Source organism: Tritonibacter horizontis, from assembly GCF_001518015.1.
GTDB classification, from domain to species: Bacteria; Pseudomonadota; Alphaproteobacteria; order Rhodobacterales; family Rhodobacteraceae; genus Epibacterium; species Epibacterium horizontis.
In genome coordinates this window covers 23,304-40,801 of sequence record NZ_LPUY01000135.1, presented here as the reverse complement: position 1 = coordinate 40,801, position 17,498 = coordinate 23,304, and the positions used below count along the sequence as shown (strand labels likewise).

Annotated in this window: 17 protein-coding genes; 12 read left to right on the top strand and 5 right to left on the bottom strand. The window is 60.5% G+C overall.

The genetic code is table 11. The annotated features are described in order from the left end of the window. Positions 1–8 precede the first annotated feature (8 nt). Complete coding sequence (locus tag TRIHO_RS21595) at positions 9–1,013, bottom strand: ABC transporter substrate-binding protein (protein ID WP_082705274.1); 1,005 nt, start codon at positions 1,011–1,013, stop codon at positions 9–11. Positions 1,014–1,228: 215 nt separating this feature from the next. Here TRIHO_RS21595 and TRIHO_RS21590 point away from each other — a divergent pair, with 215 nt between their 5' ends. Further along, complete coding sequence (locus tag TRIHO_RS21590; RefSeq protein ID WP_068248686.1) at positions 1,229–2,386, top strand: GAF domain-containing sensor histidine kinase; 1,158 nt, start codon at positions 1,229–1,231, stop codon at positions 2,384–2,386. Beyond that, entirely contained in the window at positions 2,383–3,093 is a 711-nt protein-coding gene (locus TRIHO_RS21585; RefSeq protein WP_068248683.1) for a response regulator transcription factor, read from the top strand. Before TRIHO_RS21590 ends, TRIHO_RS21585 begins: the two co-directional genes overlap by 4 nt. 34 nt (positions 3,094–3,127) lie before the next feature. Here the strand turns inward: TRIHO_RS21585 and TRIHO_RS21580 are convergent, their stop codons facing one another. Further along, on the bottom strand, positions 3,128–4,087 hold the full coding sequence (locus TRIHO_RS21580; protein ID WP_068248682.1) for an MBL fold metallo-hydrolase: 960 nt from the start codon (positions 4,085–4,087) through the stop codon (positions 3,128–3,130). Between the two features lie 101 nt (positions 4,088–4,188). Between TRIHO_RS21580 and TRIHO_RS21575 the strand changes: the two genes are divergently transcribed. Next, a complete protein-coding gene (locus TRIHO_RS21575; protein WP_068248680.1) occupies positions 4,189–5,094 on the top strand; it encodes a LysR family transcriptional regulator in 906 nt (301 codons plus the stop codon). A gap of 128 nt (positions 5,095–5,222) precedes the next feature. On the opposite strand, the gene TRIHO_RS21570 is transcribed toward TRIHO_RS21575, so the two are convergent. Then, a complete protein-coding gene (locus TRIHO_RS21570) occupies positions 5,223–5,942 on the bottom strand; it encodes an SDR family oxidoreductase (protein WP_068248678.1) in 720 nt (239 codons plus the stop codon). 69 nt (positions 5,943–6,011) lie between these two features. Between TRIHO_RS21570 and TRIHO_RS21565 the strand changes: the two genes are divergently transcribed. Then, positions 6,012–6,653 (top strand): TetR/AcrR family transcriptional regulator, encoded by a 642-nt coding sequence (locus TRIHO_RS21565; RefSeq protein ID WP_068248677.1) that lies wholly within the window; start codon positions 6,012–6,014, stop codon positions 6,651–6,653. A gap of 54 nt (positions 6,654–6,707) precedes the next feature. Here TRIHO_RS21565 and TRIHO_RS21560 read toward each other — a convergent pair whose 3' ends face one another. Next, positions 6,708–7,607: a LysR family transcriptional regulator gene (locus TRIHO_RS21560; RefSeq protein ID WP_068248675.1), complete on the bottom strand. Its 900-nt coding sequence runs from the start codon at positions 7,605–7,607 to the stop codon at positions 6,708–6,710. 133 nt (positions 7,608–7,740) lie between these two features. On the opposite strand from TRIHO_RS21560, the gene TRIHO_RS21555 reads away from it, so the two are divergent. Next, a complete protein-coding gene (locus TRIHO_RS21555; RefSeq protein ID WP_068248673.1) occupies positions 7,741–8,376 on the top strand; it encodes a glutathione S-transferase family protein in 636 nt (211 codons plus the stop codon). Between the two features lie 74 nt (positions 8,377–8,450). Then, entirely contained in the window at positions 8,451–10,103 is a 1,653-nt protein-coding gene (locus TRIHO_RS21550) for an FAD-binding oxidoreductase (protein WP_068248671.1), read from the top strand. A 37-nt stretch (positions 10,104–10,140) separates the two neighbouring features. On the opposite strand, the gene TRIHO_RS21545 is transcribed toward TRIHO_RS21550, so the two are convergent. Next, positions 10,141–11,169, bottom strand: a complete 1,029-nt coding sequence (locus tag TRIHO_RS21545; RefSeq protein WP_068248669.1) for a LacI family DNA-binding transcriptional regulator — start codon at positions 11,167–11,169, stop codon at positions 10,141–10,143. A 200-nt stretch (positions 11,170–11,369) separates the two neighbouring features. On the opposite strand from TRIHO_RS21545, the gene TRIHO_RS21540 reads away from it, so the two are divergent. The 6 genes from TRIHO_RS21540 to TRIHO_RS21515 all read left to right on the top strand — a co-directional run bounded on the left by TRIHO_RS21540 (position 11,370) and on the right by TRIHO_RS21515 (position 17,465). After that, the gene (locus TRIHO_RS21540; RefSeq protein ID WP_068248668.1) at positions 11,370–12,410 is read left to right on the top strand and encodes a Gfo/Idh/MocA family protein; all 1,041 of its coding nucleotides are present in this window, start codon (positions 11,370–11,372) and stop codon (positions 12,408–12,410) included. Beyond that, complete coding sequence (locus TRIHO_RS21535) at positions 12,410–13,348, top strand: sugar phosphate isomerase/epimerase family protein (RefSeq protein ID WP_068248666.1); 939 nt, start codon at positions 12,410–12,412, stop codon at positions 13,346–13,348. The genes TRIHO_RS21540 and TRIHO_RS21535 overlap by 1 nt, the downstream gene beginning before the upstream one ends. A 26-nt stretch (positions 13,349–13,374) precedes the next feature. Further along, positions 13,375–14,595 carry an ABC transporter substrate-binding protein gene (locus tag TRIHO_RS21530; RefSeq protein ID WP_068248664.1) on the top strand — a complete coding sequence of 407 codons (1,221 nt, stop codon included), beginning with the start codon at positions 13,375–13,377 and terminating at the stop codon, positions 14,593–14,595. A gap of 70 nt (positions 14,596–14,665) precedes the next feature. Then, complete coding sequence (locus TRIHO_RS21525) at positions 14,666–15,568, top strand: carbohydrate ABC transporter permease (protein WP_068248663.1); 903 nt, start codon at positions 14,666–14,668, stop codon at positions 15,566–15,568. After that, the gene (locus tag TRIHO_RS21520; protein ID WP_068248661.1) at positions 15,568–16,392 is read left to right on the top strand and encodes a carbohydrate ABC transporter permease; all 825 of its coding nucleotides are present in this window, start codon (positions 15,568–15,570) and stop codon (positions 16,390–16,392) included. Before TRIHO_RS21525 ends, TRIHO_RS21520 begins: the two co-directional genes overlap by 1 nt. Beyond that, complete coding sequence (locus tag TRIHO_RS21515) at positions 16,392–17,465, top strand: ABC transporter ATP-binding protein (protein WP_068248659.1); 1,074 nt, start codon at positions 16,392–16,394, stop codon at positions 17,463–17,465. The genes TRIHO_RS21520 and TRIHO_RS21515 overlap by 1 nt, the downstream gene beginning before the upstream one ends. Positions 17,466–17,498 lie beyond the last annotated feature (33 nt).

Here is a 17,498-nt window from a genome sequence, read left to right as displayed (position 1 = left end):
AGGGTGGCTCATTCGGCCGCTTCGATGACCGCTTGCGCGTCTTCCAGCGTGTAGACCGTATTGGCCACCGACCCTTCGGGCGTGGACGCCAGGGTCGCGTCCAGATCCGCTTGGGTGATCTTGAGGAACGGCACCGTCAGATCCTTTGGCACCTCCTTGCCATCGAGGATCTGCTGCGACACCCAGAAAGCCAGCGATGCAACGCCCGGCGCAATCGACAGCGACAGCGTTTCATAGCCGTTGGCATCGCGCTGCTCGGCCCACCACTTGAGTTCGTCCTGGCGGTTGCCCAGCACGATCAGCGGCGTGTCGCGCCCCGCCGCGGCAAAGGCCTGGGCGACGCCATAGCCATCGCCACCTTGCGTGGCCACACCGACGACCTCAGGCAGCGAGGGCAGGATACCGGCGACGGCCTTTTGCGCCACGTCCTGAGCCCAGTCGCCATGCACCGACCCGACGATGTCGAATTTGTCGTGCTCGGCAACGCCCGCATGGATCCCTTTGGAGATCTCATCATCGACGAACACCCCGGCCAGACCGCGGATTTCAAGCAAGTTGCCGCCATCGGGCAGGCGTGTCGCGAGATAGTCGATCTCTTCCTTGCCCATGGCGGCAAAATCCACCGCGATGCGCCAGGCGCAGGGTTCGGTCACGATGCCGTCAAAGCTGACGACGACAAGACCCGCGTCGCAGGCTTCCTTGACCGCGCCATTCAGCGCTGTTGGGGAGGCCGCATTCAGGACAATCGCATCATAGCCTTGCAGGATCATGTTCTGGATCTGCGCGGCCTGCTCCGTTGGCTGGTTCTCAGAGGTGGTATAGGCATCGGCAGCGGCGACAATGCCATCGGCCACCGCCTGATCGGCGGTTTCCTGAAACGTCGACAACATGGCCTGACGCCACGAATTTCCGGCATAGTTGTTGGATAGCGCGATACGCTTGTCGGCCGTGTCAGCGGCCACAGCCCCCGCAATCAGCGCCAGCACAGCTGCGCCCGTAAAATGGTTTTTCATCTTGGTCCTCCCTGCGCTTGCGCGCGCTCCTGTCAGCCGGGCCTCGCCTCCTCTGCGGATCCGGTCGCAGGAATGGTGCCGTCAGTCTGGCGCGGCTGTAAAGGCAACCGCCCGCAGACCTGTTGCGGGTTCCCGCAGCAAACTTGCGGGTGACAGTGTTTCCATTTGCCTCGCAGCGGGGCATTCTTGCGGGAACGCGCAAGGGAGGAGCCGCGATGATCACCACGACAGAGCCGCCAAGCGCGCTCGACCGTATCGCCGCGCATCTGGCCGCGCGCACCGATGTGACCTCCGCCCTAGAGGCGGTGGCCAGTGACATCGCCGAGCTGATCCCCTTCACCCATGCGGATCTCTGTCTGCTGGATCGTCCCGGTTGGGTGGTCAGTTATGAGGTCGGCATCCGCACCCGTTGGTCACGGGCCTCGGGTCGGATTGCCTATGCACCGATCCGCGAATTGCTGATGGGGCAATGCGACCATATGCTGACCGCCGATGCCACCGAGGATCCGCGCTACACCTATCCCGGCGCCAGTTGCGAGCCGATCCTGAACCATCGTCTGCGCAGTCGCGTCAATGTCTTGATGTCGGTGGGAGGCAAAATCATAGGGACGCTGAACATTTCGCATTCTGCCCATGGGCTTTATACCGCCGAAACCGTCAGCCGTGCCCAGGCCATCGCGGCCATTCTGGCGCCCTGCGTCCAGACCCTGCACAGCGCCGAACGCGCCCGCCGCACCGCATCAGCCCCGCGCGACAGTGATGATGGGCTGCGCCGGGGGGCGCTGGAACTGACCCAGGCGCTGGAACAGGAACGCCAGCGTATCGGCATGGACCTGCACGACCAGACGCTGGCGGATCTGTCACGGCTGCTGCGCGAGGTAACGGGCGATCCGCCTCTGGCGCGCGATATGCTGGCCAGCCGGTTGAACGAAACCATCGCCGATCTGCGCCGCATCATCGACACAGCTGTGCCGACGGTGCTGGACCTCTTCGGCTTTGCCCATGCGGTTCGGGTGCACCTGGAGCGCGCCGCTGGACTTGCGCCGATGACGGTGACGGTCGAGGATCGCACAGACGGGGCCGCCGACACGCTGGCGCCGCTGGTGCGCACCGCGCTGTTTCGTATCGCTCAAGAGGCGATCAACAACGCCTGCCGTCATTCCGGCGCCAGCCGGGTCGAGATCATTATCGACCACCCGGCCCCGCACCGCCTGTCGGTCGAAATTGCCGACAATGGCTGTGGTATCCCCGCCGCCCCGGCCCGCCAATCGGGCCTCGCCCATATCCGCACCCGTGCCCGGCTGATTTCAGCGACGCTGGATATTCGCTCCGAGGCGGGCACCCGCGTCGCTGTATCATTGGAGTCGCCATGAAGGTTCTGCTTGTCGAAGACGATCAGTTTCACGCCTCCTGGATGGAGGAGATGCTGGCCGATGCCCTGCCCGAAGTCTCTGAGATTTTTCATGCCCAGAACGGGGCCGAGGCCGAGCGCGAAGCCCGACTGCTGTCGATCCAGGCCGTGGTGATGGACCTGCGCATGGCCACCCGCAATGGGATCGAGGCCGCCCGGACCTTGTGGCAGGAGAGGCCGGAAACCCGCATCCTGTTCTGGTCGAATTACGCCGATGAGGCCTATCTGCGCGGCATCACCGCCATCGTGCCAGAGGATAGCGCCTATGGGTATGTGCTCAAGACCGCGCCCCGCGACCGGTTGAAACTGGCACTGCGGGCAGTGCTGATCGAAGGGCAAATCATGGTGGATCGCGAGATCCACCGCCTGCAGCGCCGTCAGGCCACCCCCTGGGCAACCCTCGACGACAGCGAATTTGCGGTGCTCTTGGACTTGGCGATCGGCCTGCAGGACAAGCGGATCGCCGAACGCCGGGGCATGTCACTGCGCACCGTGCAAAACCGCCTGCTGGCGCTTTATGACAAGCTCGGGGTCGATGCCGAAGAAACCGAACCGCTGAACAAACGGGTGCGCGCCCTGAACCGGGCCCTGGTGACCCGGATCCTCAATATCGAGGCACTGGAAGCCGCGCAGCGCGACTTTGACCAGTGGAGCGCGACCCGGCGCTGATGGTCGGGTTCTGAAGCGCTGTCGGCGGGCGACCCTAAATTTCGTAGTTAAGCGGCACAAAACGATAGAGCGTCTCATCCCGCGCCACCCGTCCAATCCCAGGAAAGGGAAGATGCGCCCCCGCAACCAGATAGTGTTTGTCCGCCGCTTCCGCCAGCACACGCCTGCGGGTTGCGGCGGCCTGCGCGCCATCCACGTCAAAACTCACGTAGATATCCGGACTATCAAATTGGATATAGTCGCCATGGATGATGTCCCCCCAGAAAACCAATTGCTCGCCCGCCTCTGTCTTAAGGACGATAGAGCTATGTCCCGGGGTGTGACCTGGCCGGAGAATGGAGCCAAAATTGGGCAACGGGTCAGCATCATCGGCAAAACGCACCACACGCCCGGTCTTGATATATGGCGCAAGCGAGACCTGCGCGCGCTGCAGATCCGTTTTCATCTCTGCGGTTGGCGCCGTGAGACCCTCGCGATTGATCCAGAAGGCGTATTCACGCTGCGGCACATAAACTGTCGCATTTGGAAAAACGGCCTTGCCGGCAACCGTAAGGCCACCTGAATGGTCGGCGTGAATATGCGTCAGCAACACCGCATCGACCTGTTCGGGTTGATAGCCCGAGACCATCATATGCCGGATCAGCTTGCCCGCATCCGGACCGAATAGGGTTCCCGTACCAGCGTCGATCAGGACCAGCTGTGTGCCATCATTGACCAGATAGGCGTTGATGGAGATATGCGGCTCGGATCCAAGAAAATTTTGATCAAGCGCAGCTTGTATTTCGCCCTCAGACTCGTTTTGGTAGATCTGAGCCATTGGCAAAGCCAACGTGCCATCAGAGAGCGCCGTGATCTCAAACCGACCGAACTTCAGCCTGTAGTACCCTGAATTGCCCACCGATGAAAATGGAGCGGCAGAAAACGCAAATCGCGGCGACGCCGACAGCGCAGCTGCCCCTGCAAGAAAGCCCAACATGTTTCGACGCGTTGTCATGGTCTTCTCCTGTATGATGTTCGAACCGATGCCGAATACCTAGGGAGAGGCCTAAGCGGTGATTACCCCCTCAAAATGGAAGGCACTATTCCAGATTTTCCATGAAACCCGGACCGACACCTGATCTCAACGACCTGCGTCTCTTGATCGAGATCGCCCGCTCAGAAAGCTTTTCTGCGGCAGCGGACCGTTTGAAATTACCGCCCAGCACGGTCAGCCGTCGCCTGCAGAACCTTGAAACCGCATTGGGCACCACATTGTTGCTGCGTTCGACTCGCCGTGTTTCTCTGACTGACGAAGGTCGCCAATTGCTGGATGCCGTTGGTCACCATGTTGAACAGATCGACCGCAGCATGGTCGGATTTCATACGCCCGATGCGCCGACCACCGGGATCTTGCGCGTTGCGACCTCCTTCAGCTTTGCCCATTCCCTGATGCCGACAATCCTGGCGCGATACCGGGAGATGTGTCCCGATGTGTCGGTTGATGTGAAGACCAGCCATCTCAATGTCGATCTAATCGGCGAAAGCGTCGACATTGCCATTCGCATGGGCGAACCAGCAGACAGTGCCCTGGTCTACAGAAAACTGGGGCAGCTGAAGCAGAGCCTGTACGCAGCACCGTCGTTTTGCGCCGAGCACCCGATCGTGACCCCCAGCGACCTTATGTACGTGCCGCTTGTGGCCCACAGAATGCGGATGCGTCGGGACTGCACGTTTTGGGAGCTTTTCAACACGCACGAAACATTTGTCATCGAACGGCCCCCCGCAGTCGAAGTCGACGATCCGATCCTGACGGAAAGGCTCGTCTGTGCGGGGGCGGGTGTTGGTCTTCTCAGTGATATTCTGGCGACAGAAAGTGTCGCCGCTGGGCGATTGACACCGGTGCTGCCGGATTGGTCCGGTGCCCTGGTTTCGCTCTATTGTCTGTACCATCGCCAGCTTGGGCGCGTCCCAAAAATCCAGATTTTCCTGGATGTTGTGGATGATGTACTTGCAAAGGCCTGACAAGACCTGCCTTGCGCAGATCGGCCTCCCCACCCCGACTTGCTGCCCGGAACAGATCGCGAGGCAGGCCCGGCAAAGCCCACCTCGCACAACACCTGCGTCATCCAGGAATGATGGCCTGTCCCCTGCTACCAGGGCGTAACGCCGTCCGGCTCCACAAAGGTTCCGGTCTCATCTCCGCCCAGAGCGTAGCGCACCGGCAGGACTGCGCCCTCTTCCGGGTTCATATGACCCATGCCGGTCAGGTCGGTCTTCACAAAGCCCGGACTGACGGAGTTCACCTTGATACCGCTATCACGCAATTCTTCCGCGAGTTGCACCGTCAGCATATTCAACGCCGCCTTGGAGGCGTTGTAGCCGATGAAACGGGCTGCAAAATAGGGCGAGTCCGGGTCGCCGTTGACGGCCAACGACCCAAGGGAACTGGAAATATTGATGATCCGCGCCGCGGTCGCCTTGCGCAACAGCGGCAACATGGCTTGTGTGACCGCCAGTGTGCCCAAAAAGTTCGTTTCGAGCACCTTACGCACGCTAGCAATGTCGGCTTTTTCTGGTGCGCCATCGGAAAAATCAAAAATGCCGGCGTTGTTTACCAGAATGTCGAGATGCCCATGCCTTGTGGCGATTTCTGTTGCCGCACCAGCAAGGCTTTCGGTGTCATTCAGGTCCACCTTGACCCACTCCGCCTGCACGCCACTGGCCTGCAAATTGGCAAGCGCCTTTTCGGCTCTGACTGGATCCCGCGCCCCGACGATCACATGCACCCCAGCCTGAGCAAGCTGGCGTGCGATCTCAAGACCGATGCCTTTGTTCGCGCCGGTAACCAGCGCAATTGGTTGCTGTTCCATCCGAATTTCCTTTCCTTTCAGGTGGTCCCGCAGAATATATGAAGGAATGTTCAGGTATGGGATTCGCATATGACCCTCACCGCACCACCGGGCCTAATCCCCCGTAAAACACCACGCCAACAGCGTGCCAAAGTCACCGTTGACGCGATTCTCGAAGCCACCATTCAGGTTTTGCTGCGCGGCGGGATCGCCGGTTTGACTACGACAAATGTAGCAGAGCGGGCGGGCGTTTCCGTCGGCACGATGTACCAGTATTTCCCCAACAAACAGGCGTTGATCTATGCCCTGAACGCGCAGTATCTGGATCTTTTGGCGCAGCGGATCGAGACCACCTGCACCACCAACCACGGCGCACCCGTCACCGACATGATAGAGGCGCTCGTCAACACCTATTGGACCGCCAAGACAGAGCGTGCCGATGTCACGCGGGCGTTGTATCGATCGGTCGTTGAAATGGACAACGCAGCCCTGATCCACGATTTTGCAGCGCGCACAAGTGCCGCCACAGAAACCATGCTGCGCAGCGCCTCGGATGTGACATTCCGCGATCCTGCTGCCATCAACCTGACACTGGTCACTGTGATCTTTGGCGCGGTGCGAAATGCTTTCGAACGGGGCCTCGACGCGACAAACGGGGACGCGCTGCGCGTCGAGTTGATTGCCATGTGTCAGGCCTATGCTTCCGCAAGAAGCACCCCGGACAGCAGTTGAACGACCCGCCGGGCGCGGAGGCCATGTGTCGCGGATCGCACGGGGTGGCCAGCCTCAGCTGTCCCTCAGGGCCGGAACCTGTCGCAGATGGGCACTGGCGAAATCAACGAAAGCCCGCAGTTTTGCAGGCGTCTTCCGCCCCGCCGGATGGACGATATGAACCGGCAGCGGCGTGGGTTCATATGCTTCGAGAGCCGGGACCAGCCGACCGCATTTCAGGTCCTCCGCCACCTGATAGGACAACGCCCGACACAGGCCCCAGCCGTGTCGCGCGATCTCGATCGAGGCGGCAACACTGTTGACGGTAAGCTGCGGATCAAGCCGAACGACCGTTTGCGGATCCGACCCGAAGCGCCAGTCTCGTTGAGTATTTCCCGTTGCAATAGTGCGGTGGCGCTCGGTCAGGTCGGCTGGGGCGGTGGGCTGGCCGAACCGCTCGAAATAGGATGGCGCGCCGCACAGCACCCGGCGCACCGACCCCACGCGCAGCGCCAACAGACCCGACGACGGCAGCTCGCCAATGCGCAGCGCCACGTCGTGACCCTCCTCGACCAGGTTGACCGTCCGGTCCACCAGCAGCAATTCGATCCTGACATCCGGCCAAACATCGAGGAAGTCCGCCACAAGCGGCGCGATGTAGAGTCGGCCGAATTCCTGCGGCGCTGTGATACGCAAAAGGCCCGTCGGTGTTTGGACCGCCCCGGTTACCGCATTCTCTGCCAAGCGCAATTGCGCCAGGATCTCTCGCACGTCCTCGACAAAATCGCGCCCGACATCGGTCAACCGGACGCGTCGCGTGGTACGAACCAGCAATCGCGCCCCCAACGCGTCTTCCAAGGCTCCAACCGCCCGTGTCGCGGTTGGACCGCTAAGCCCAAGTGACCGTGCGCCGCCAACAAAACTCTCGGCCTCCGCCACGGCAACGAAAATTCTCAACGCTTGTAGCCGGTCCATGTCACACCTGATTAGTTCAGAATCTGCATTAATATAGTTCATATTCGTATGATTATCTATCCAGAGTGCCGATCCTATCTTTGGCTCATCGCAGCTGACGCTGCCTTTGACCCCTGCATGAAGGAGCACGCCTATGACAAACACGTCCGACACCGCCCCGGTAAAACTGTACCGGACCCCGAAATCCGGCCACTGTCACAGGGTAGAGTTGATGCTTGCCCTGCTTGACGTCCCTTACGAAACCATCGACCTGGATATGATGAACGGCGCCCATAAACGGCCAGAGTTTCTCGCGATCAGCCCCTTCGGCCAGGTTCCCGCGATTGAGGACAATGGCCTGACCCTGAGCGACTCCAACGCGATCATTGTCTATCTGGCGGACCAATACGGTGATCTGGACGAATGGGCCGGCCGAACCGCGACTGAACGGGCCGAGGTTCAGCGCTGGCTGTCGATAGCCGCTGGTGAAATCTATCAAGGACCCTGCTCCGCCCGCCTTGTCACCCTGTTTGGCGCGCCTCTCGATCACGAGACAGCCAAGGCAAAGGCAGAGGCTTTGTTCACGATGATGGACTCTCATCTGAAGACACGGGAGTGGCTCGCGCTGGACCGGCCATGTCTGGCGGATGTGGCGGGCTATAGCTACATCGCACACGCGCCAGAAGGCGGCGTTTCGCTGGCACCTTACCCCGCCATCCGGGCCTGGCTCGACCGGATCGAAGCGCTTCCGCGTTTCATCGGGATGGTGCGCTCCGCCGCGCTGGCCTGACCCTCACCCTTGTCTGAAACCTCATCAGCCCCGCCTTCGCTCCGCGAGGGCACGCGGGCCAACGGAGATCCGATATGACACGCCCTGAGACCCCATTTCACGAGGGTGAGATCATCGCCCAGGGCCGCGCAGGCGTTGCACGGCAGGCCGCAACGTCAAGCCGGTTCATCCGGGATCATATGCCGGATCAGCACCGCATGTTTTTCGAGTCGCTGCCGTTTCTCGTTGTGGCCGGGGCAGATACGTCCGGAGCACGATGGGTTTCGATGCTGGAAACACAAGATGGCGATGTCGCGTCCCCCTCTGCTCAGCTGCTGACGCTGCCAGCAGGACTTGGCGCAGCGGACCCTTTGGCGCCTGGCTTCGTGCCGGGCGCCGCCTTGGGTATTCTCGGCATCGACCTGGCAACCAGGCGGCGCAACCGGGTAAACGGGCAGCTGAGGGCCACCGAGACCGGGCTGGCACTTTCAGTCACCCAAAGCTTTGGCAACTGCCCACAATACATCCACGAGCGCGATTGGGTCCGGGCCGATGAGCCAGCAGACCGCCGCCCCCCACCCCGGACCGACAGAGACCTGTCCGAACCGCAGAAACGCTGGATTGCCTCCGCGGATACGCTGTTCATAGGATCCGGGTTGGGGGACGCAGGGCGGGCCAGTTTTGATGCCTCTCATCGCGGTGGGAAACCGGGCTTCGTCGAAATCGCGGGACCGCGGAGCCTGCGCATGCCCGACTACACCGGCAACAATTTTTTCAACACCATCGGCAACCTTCTGCAAGATCCGCGTGTCGGATTGCTATTTGTCGATTTTGCCACCGGCGGGCTGTTGCACCTGACCGGTCGGGCGCAAATCCTCTGGGACGGAACAGGCAGCGCCGACCCGCAGGCCCGGCGCGAAATTCTGATCACAATTGATCGCGTGGTCGAACGGCCCCACGCGCTCTCGCTGCGCTGGCGTACCGATGCGGCCGCGAACCGAACGCTCCGGATCACCAGAAAGGACATCGAAAGCAGCGACATTACGTCGTTTCACCTTGAACCTGAAGATGGGCGGGCGCTGGCACCCTTCCTGCCCGGGCAATATCTGCCTGTGGTTGTTGGCGCTCCGGATCAATCCATCGGCCAAGCGACGAACACTTCGGATTCGGTACAACGCACCTACACGCTGTCTGGCCCGGTCAGCCCGCGCGCCTACCGCATCAGCGTCAAGCGCGAGGCCCAGGGGCGCGTATCCAAGTTCCTGCACGATCAGACTGAAACAGGCGACCTGATCAACGCAGGCGCACCCTCCGGAGATTTTACGCTGCCGAACGGCGATACCCCGTTGGTACTGGTCAGCGCGGGCGTGGGCGTGACGCCCATGCTCGCCATGTTTCACGCGGTTGTCGCAGCCCAGTCCAATCGCCGGGTCTGGTTCCTCCAGGGCGTCCGAAACGGCGCCGCACATGCGTTTCGCGGGGAGGTCGCACAACTGGCGGCACGCGCATTAAATGCGACAGTGCGGACCTTCTATTCCACCCCCCGCCCGGAGGATCGCCCGCTACCGATCAACGTCACCGAGGGGCGCATGACGGTCGATGACCTGATGGCGCTCCGAGCCGGTCCAGAGGCACATTACATGATATGCGGACCAGCCGAATTCATCGCCGGGCTGACCGAGGTGCTTGAACAGCGCGGCATTCGGCCCGATCAAATTCGTCACGAAACCTTCGGCCCGACAGCATGACCGCGCGACCCAGGCCTGCCTCCCGGCGCAATTGCGCTCAGGTCAGGTCGGCGATGCTTTGGCCTTCGATGAAAGTGAAGGGCACGCTTTCCCGGACCACGGGGCGGCCTTCGGCAGCGGTCGGGTCATCCATAATGGTCAACAGCGCCTCTGCGATACGCACCCCCAGGTCGAACAGGTTGAACCGATAGTAGGTCAGATCAGGCGTCAGAAACGCCGCCAACCGGGTGCCCACGCCGATCAACGACAGATCGACACCGGGCGTCAGCCCAAGGTCGGCAAGGCCACGATAAATCCCGAACGGCAGGATATGATCCGAGTAGATCACTGCCGTCGGCTTTTGTGGCATATTGATCAGCTGATGGACAAGGGTGACCCCTGCCCGGTCGCCCGGACTGATCCTGATCATCAGGTCTTCATCCAGCTGCAATCCGGCCTTGGCGATGTTCTTGCGATAGCTTTCGATCATGATGTGACGCAGGTTCAGATCGTTGCGCGGCAGCGCAAGGGCGATGGTCCGATGGCCCTTTTGCGTCAACCTTGCAATGGCGTCTTCGACCACGCCATCAAAATCAAGGTCAAGCCAGGGCTGGCCCCCATCCACCAGCGACCGGCCTAGCGTCGCAAAGGGCATGCCCTGCTGGTTGAGAAAATTGATCCGCGCATCGTTGCGATGAATAGACGACAACACCAGCGCATCGGTGAACCGGCGGGCAACGATCTGTTGCAGATACGCCTCCGGTTCGACGTTCGAAGGCGACAGGAGCGCCACCAGATTTAGCCCCCGCTTTGTCAGCACCGATTGCATGCCGTCAAAGACCCGGATGAAGAACAGATCCCCCTGCATCATCCCTTCGCTGTCGGTTTCCAGCACGAATCCGATCACATTGGTCTTGCCTTTGCTCAGCGACCGCCCGGCCTGGTTCGGGACATAGCCAAGCTCAGCCGCGGCTTTCAGGACCTTCGATTTGGTCTCCTGACTGACGTCGGTCTTGTTGTTGAGTGCACGCGATACTGTCCCGATCGAAATGTCGAGGTGTCGGGCCAAATCCTTGATGCTTGTCAATGTGCGGGTCCTCCGGTTCGGGTGCATTCTGTCACGTCTCCCACGGCAAGGGAAGATTGCCGTAAACGTTTACGATTTCGATTGACTCATCCAGATCCAAGCGGTATTTCAATCTCCGTAAACGTTTACGGAGATTGATGTCTTCGTATGGGAAACGTTTTCTGAAGGCCAAAACACGGCCTTTTGGGAGGAGAAATACGATGCAAGCACTGCTTGTGGGGTGTGGTGGCATGGCCAATGTTTGGGTCAAGGCCATCACCCAGAGGCCCTATGTGGCGGACCGGGTAAACCTGGTTGGCCTGGTTGATCGCAGCCCCAAAACCGCACAAGATCTGGCGGCGGTTTCCGGGCTTGAGGGGCTGCCGATTTTTGCAAGCGTCGACGAGGCGATGCAATCTGTCGACTGCGATCTGGTGTTCGATGTGACCCCGCCAGAGGCACGCGCCTCTGTCGTGCGGGCCGCTCTGATCGCGGGCAAGCATGTGTTGTCGGAAAAACCCATGGCCAACAGCATGGCTGAGGCGCGCGAACTCACCGACCTGGCCAGATCGTCCAACCGTCTGTTCGCTGTCACGCAGAACCGTCGATACAAGGACGGAATCCGCCGGATCCGCGCCTTTTTGGACAGTGGCGCATTGGGCGAAGTCACTGGCATTCATGCAGATTTCTTTATCGGGGCGCATTTCGGCGGCTTTCGGGATCAGATGGATCACGTTTTGCTGCTGGACATGGCGATCCACCATTTCGATGCGGCACGTTTCCTGTGCGGTCAGAACGCGGGTAGCGTTTTTTGCCAGGAAACCAACCCCACCGGATCATGGTACGCGCATGGTGCCTCCGCCTTTGCGATTTTCGAGATGGAGCACGGCCCCTTCTTCACCTACCGAGGCAGTTGGTGCGCGGAAGGAAAGCGGACATCCTGGGACGCCGCCTGGCGCATCACCGGAACCCGGGGCACCCTGACCTGGGACGGGCTGGAGCAGTTCGAGGCACACGTCACCAACAGTGACGAGGGCTTCCTGCGGCCGCTCAAACAGATCGACGTGCCGATGGCACCTGATCCGCGCGAGACCGAAGACCATGCCTCTGTTCTGGCAGCTTTCCTTGATGCGCTGGAAACAGGCCAGACGGCCGAAACCGACAGCACGGACAACCTGCACTCCCTCGCGATGGTGTTCGGGGCCATCGAGAGCGCCAAAGCCGGCCGAAAAATCAACATAGCACAGGAAATCACGCACTGATGGACAACCCAGCCAAAGACATCCGGATCGGCACGATGGTCTCCGCCAACGGCGGCGATGCGGCCGAGAACATCAGACAGATCGCGGACCACGGGTTCGAGAGTTTCGAACCCTTCTTCTGGCAGACCACCGCAGGGCAGGACGTTGCGGAGCTGGGCAAGCGCTGCCGCGATGCCATTGGCGACCGGGATATCACCATGTCCACCATCGGCATGTTCGGAAACCCGCTGGAGGGAGAGGCCATGGACCTCGAAACCCTCGAGGGGTGGAAGCAATGTATCGACAATGCGCATCACTTCGGCGCCACGTGCGTCGCCGGTTTCACCGGACGCCTGCGCGGCAAACCGCTGCCAGAGAGCCTGCCGCGTTACACCGAAATCTGGGGCGATCTGGCAAAGCGGGCGGCGGACAAGGGCATCCGCATCGCGTTCGAGAATTGCGCCATGGATGGCAACTGGCAAACCGGTGACTGGAACATCGCCCACAATCCCGATGCCTGGGAGTTGATGTTCAACGCGTTGTCGGCTGACAATATCGGCCTGGAATGGGAACCCTGCCATCAGATGGTTTACCTCATCGACCCGCTGCCGCAGATCCGCAAATGGGCCGACAAGATTTTCCATGTCCACGGGAAGGACGCCACCATTCGCCACGACGTGATCCGCGAACACGGGATTTTCGGCAAACATCCCTTCGTGTTCATGCGCACGCCCGGGTTCGGTGATAGCAACTGGACCGACATTATCTCTGAATTGCGCTTGGCCGGCTACAAGGGGTCGATCGACATCGAAGGCTGGCATGATCCGGTCTATCGCGACGCGCTCGAAATGACCGGGCAGGTGCATGCGCTCAATTACCTCAAGACGTGCAGAGGCGGGTCGTTCGTCAGCGACGCGGCTCGCTATGGCGGGGGGGACCCTTCGCTCGAGAAGACCTGACGAACATCAGAGGAGGAGAGAACCCAATGAGATATCTAACAAGTATCAGCAGCGCGGTCTTGCTGTCGGTCGGCGCCGTTGCGCAAGCTGAGGATGTGACCATCACGGTCTGGTCGCTGGACAAAGAGAACCAGCCGGCGATGAACCTCGCCCGTGAATTCAGCGAGATGGACAACGGGATCACCGTTGATTATCGGCTGATCCAGTTTGACGACGTAGTGACGGAATCCATGCGCGCCTTTGCCACCGGTCAGGCGCCCGATATTATCGCCGTCGACAACCCCGAACATGCGCTGTTTGCGGCCCGTGGCGCGTTTCTGGACCTGACCGACAGGGTGGCAGAGTCCGAGATCATCAATGCAGATGCGTATTTTCCCGGCCCGTTGAATTCGGTCACCTGGAACGACCGGCTGTACGGCGTGCCCAAAGCAACCAATACCATCGCGCTTTATTACAACGCTGATGCGTTTGAAAAGGCTGGCCTGGACGCCGACAGCCCGCCCGAAACCTGGGCAGAGCTGGTCGAGACAGCCCGCACGCTGAACAATCCTGAAGAATCGGTCTATGGCATCGCCTTTTCGGCCAAGGCCAGCGAGGAAGGCACGTTCCAGTTCCTGCCCTGGGCCCAGATGTCCGGCGGCGGCTATGACAAAATCAACACAGATGGCGCGGTCGAGGCGCTGAACCTGTGGAAAACGCTGTTGGACGAGGGCCTCGCCTCGCCCGATACGCTGACGCGCGGGCAATGGGATTCCACCGGCACGTTCAACTCTGGCAATGCTGCCATGGCGATTTCCGGACCTTGGGAATTGAACCGCATGGTCGAGGAAGCGAAATTCAACTGGCGTGTCGCTCTGCTGCCGGTGCCCGAAGAGGGCGCGCAGCGGGCCTCTGCCATGGGGGATTTCAACTGGGCGATTTTTGCCAATACCGATCATCCTGACGAAGCGTTCCAGGCCATCGAGTATTTCGCAAGCCAGGACCATCGTCTGTTCCCGGAGTTCGGCCAATTGCCAGCCCGGTCCGACATCGAACTGCCCCCAACCGGAGTTGCCCCAAAAGATGCCGCGCTTCAGGTGTTTCTGGAGCAGCTGCAATATGCACAGGCCCGGGGTCCACACCCGGAATGGCCGAAAATCTCCAAGTCGATCCAGGACGCAATTCAACTCGCTCTGACGGGTCAGATGACCGCCGAAGACGCATTGAACCGGGCGCAGACGTCGATTGACGCGGTGCTGGCCGACTGATCCGATACAACCCAAGGCGCGCGACGATGACACGTCGCGCGTCTCGTGCCTGTCAGCGAGGGAAGACGACATGCGCCGCATCAAATCAAGCATCGTGGACGGTGTGGGCTTTGACCTGTTGCTGGTCGGGATACCGCTTGTTTTCCTGATCCTGTTTTCAGGCCTGCCGCTGCTTTACAACGTTCTGATGAGCTTTCAGGAAGTAGACCTGTTCAGCCTTGGCGACGTCTTTCGCCCCTTTGTCGGCCTTGACAACTATCGTGCCCTGCTGGCCCAGCCCGAATTCTGGCCGATCATGTGGAATACGGTGATCTTTGTCACCTGCTCCATCGGCGGGCAATTCCTGCTTGGTTTTGCGCTGGCGGTTTTCTTTAACACCGGTTTTCGGGGGTCCACCTTCATTCGGGGATTGTTTCTGGTGTCCTGGGTGATGCCGGGGCTGGTTGTCGGCGCGACATGGAACTGGATTCTCGCCGGCGATTTTGGCGTGCTGAACTATATCCTCGACAGTCTCGGCCTCATTTCCAAAAACATCTTTTGGCGATCGGACATCGACTATTCGCTCTGGGCGGTCGTCATCACCAACATCTGGCTGGGCACGGCATTCAACATGATCCTGCTGTCGGTGGGCCTGGCGGGCATCCCGAAGGACCTTTACGAGGCAGCCTCGCTGGACGGAGCCACCGCATTTCAGCAATTCTGGACGATCACGGTGCCGATGATGCGCTCGACCACCGGGGCGGTGATCTGCCTGGGGCTGATTTTCACACTGCAACAGTTTGACCTGTTCGCCGCCATCACCAGCGGCGGCCCTGCCAATTCGTCCAATGTGGCACAATACTGGGCCTGGGAGCTATCGTTCCGGCAGTATGATTTTGCCCGCGGCGCGGCAATTTCAACGATCATGATCGCCTTTGTGATGATCGCGTCGGTCTTCTACGTCCGCTCCACCCGGCACGAGGTGCGGGGCTGATGACACGCAACATGAACCGGCTGTATCTGGCCCTGGCGATCATCTTTGCGCTGGTCTACCTGTTCCCGCTTTACTGGATGTATGTCACCGCGATCAAATCCGGCTCCGAGATTTTTTCCTACCCGCCAACCTTTGTGCCCACCGATCCGCAATGGGGCGTCTTTGCCCATGTCTGGGAAATCCGCGACATGGGGCGTTTCATCTGGAATTCGCTGGTGATCGCGACCGGCACAATGGTCCTTGTGGCGACGCTTGGCACGGGCTGCGCCTATGTGCTGGCGCGGTATCGCAACGGCTGGATCAATCTGGCGCTGTTTCTGGTGTTGATGCTGCAGGTGCTGCCGGCCTCACTCATGGTCACGCCCTTGTTCGTCGGTTTTTCGGCGCTCGGATTGCTGGACTATCCCCGGTTTGCAGTAATCCTGGCGGTCACGGCCAAGGCGATGCCGTTCTTCGTGATCCTGGTGCGTGCCACCTTCATGGCCGTCCCGGCCGAACTGGAAGAGGCCGCGCTGGTCGATGGCAATTCGCGTATCGGAGCCTTCTGGTCCGTGGTGCTGCCGCTGGCGCGCAATGGCGTTCTGGTTTCTGCCATCCTGATCTTCATGCAGGCCTTCGGCGAATTCGTCTATTCGAAATCCATCATCCAGGACGTGAGCCTGCAGCCCGCATCGGTCGGCCTGAATGCCTTCATGGGGCCCAACACTGTCGAGTGGAACAACATCATGGCCTATGCGTCGATCTACGTGACGCCCATCCTTGCCGCCTTTGTGCTGTTGCAACAGCGTATCGTCGCCGGTCTCACTTCGGGAGCTCTCAAATAATGACGCAGAACCTGCAAATCGAACTGACGGGCGTGGACAAACACTATGGTGGCTTCCATGCGTTGAAGGACATCAACCTGTCGATCCCGAACGGGTCCTTCGTCGCGCTAGTCGGTCCCTCCGGTTGCGGGAAGTCAACCCTGCTCCGCTCAATCGCCGGGCTGGAGAGCATTACCGGCGGCGTCATGAAGATCACCGACGAGGTGGTCAACGACATGCCCCCCCGGCGGCGCGATGTGGCGATGGTGTTCCAGTCCTACGCGCTGTATCCGCATATGAAAGTCATCGACAATCTGACCTACTCGCTGCGCCTGAAAAAGACGCCAAAGGCCCAAGCTCGCAAAATGGCCGAAGAGGTTGCGGCGACAATCGGCCTTGAAACCCTGCTGGACCGCTATCCGCGAGAGCTGTCGGGCGGGCAACGGCAGAGGGTCGCGATGGGTCGCGCGATTGTCAGACGCCCCAAGGTGTTCCTGTTTGATGAACCGCTTTCCAATCTTGATGCCTCGCTCCGGGTGCATATGCGCAAGGAAATCCGGGCGCTGCACGACCGGTTGGGCGCCACATCGGTTTACGTCACCCATGACCAGATCGAAGCAATGACGATGGCCGATCATGTGGTGGTCCTGCGCGCCGGTGTGATCGAACAGCAGGGCGCGCCGCTGGATCTTTATGACAGGCCAGCGTCGAAATTTGTCGCCGGTTTCATCGGCTCGCCCGCGATGAATTTTATCCCCGGCCGGACCAATGGGGATGGCACATCGGTCGACCTCGCGTTGGACGGCCAGCCGACGCTCAGGCTCGGCCGTCCTGCCGCCGCCAATCAGGATGTCATCGTGGGCCTGCGGCCGGAGCATCTGTCGATGGCCAGCACCGGAGACAACAATTTTGCCGTTCGGGTTGGCGTCATCGAGTCCACCGGATCCACCACTTACGTCGGCGCGGGCGACCGGAACGACATTACCGTGGTCTTGTCTGACCGCCGTAACATTTCGGTTGGTGACAGGGTGCAACTGGCCATTGATCCAGACAAAGTGCACCTCTTTGACCCGATCACAGAAGCGGCGCTCTGACGTTGCTTTGGCACGTCGACCGCGCCCCGTCGG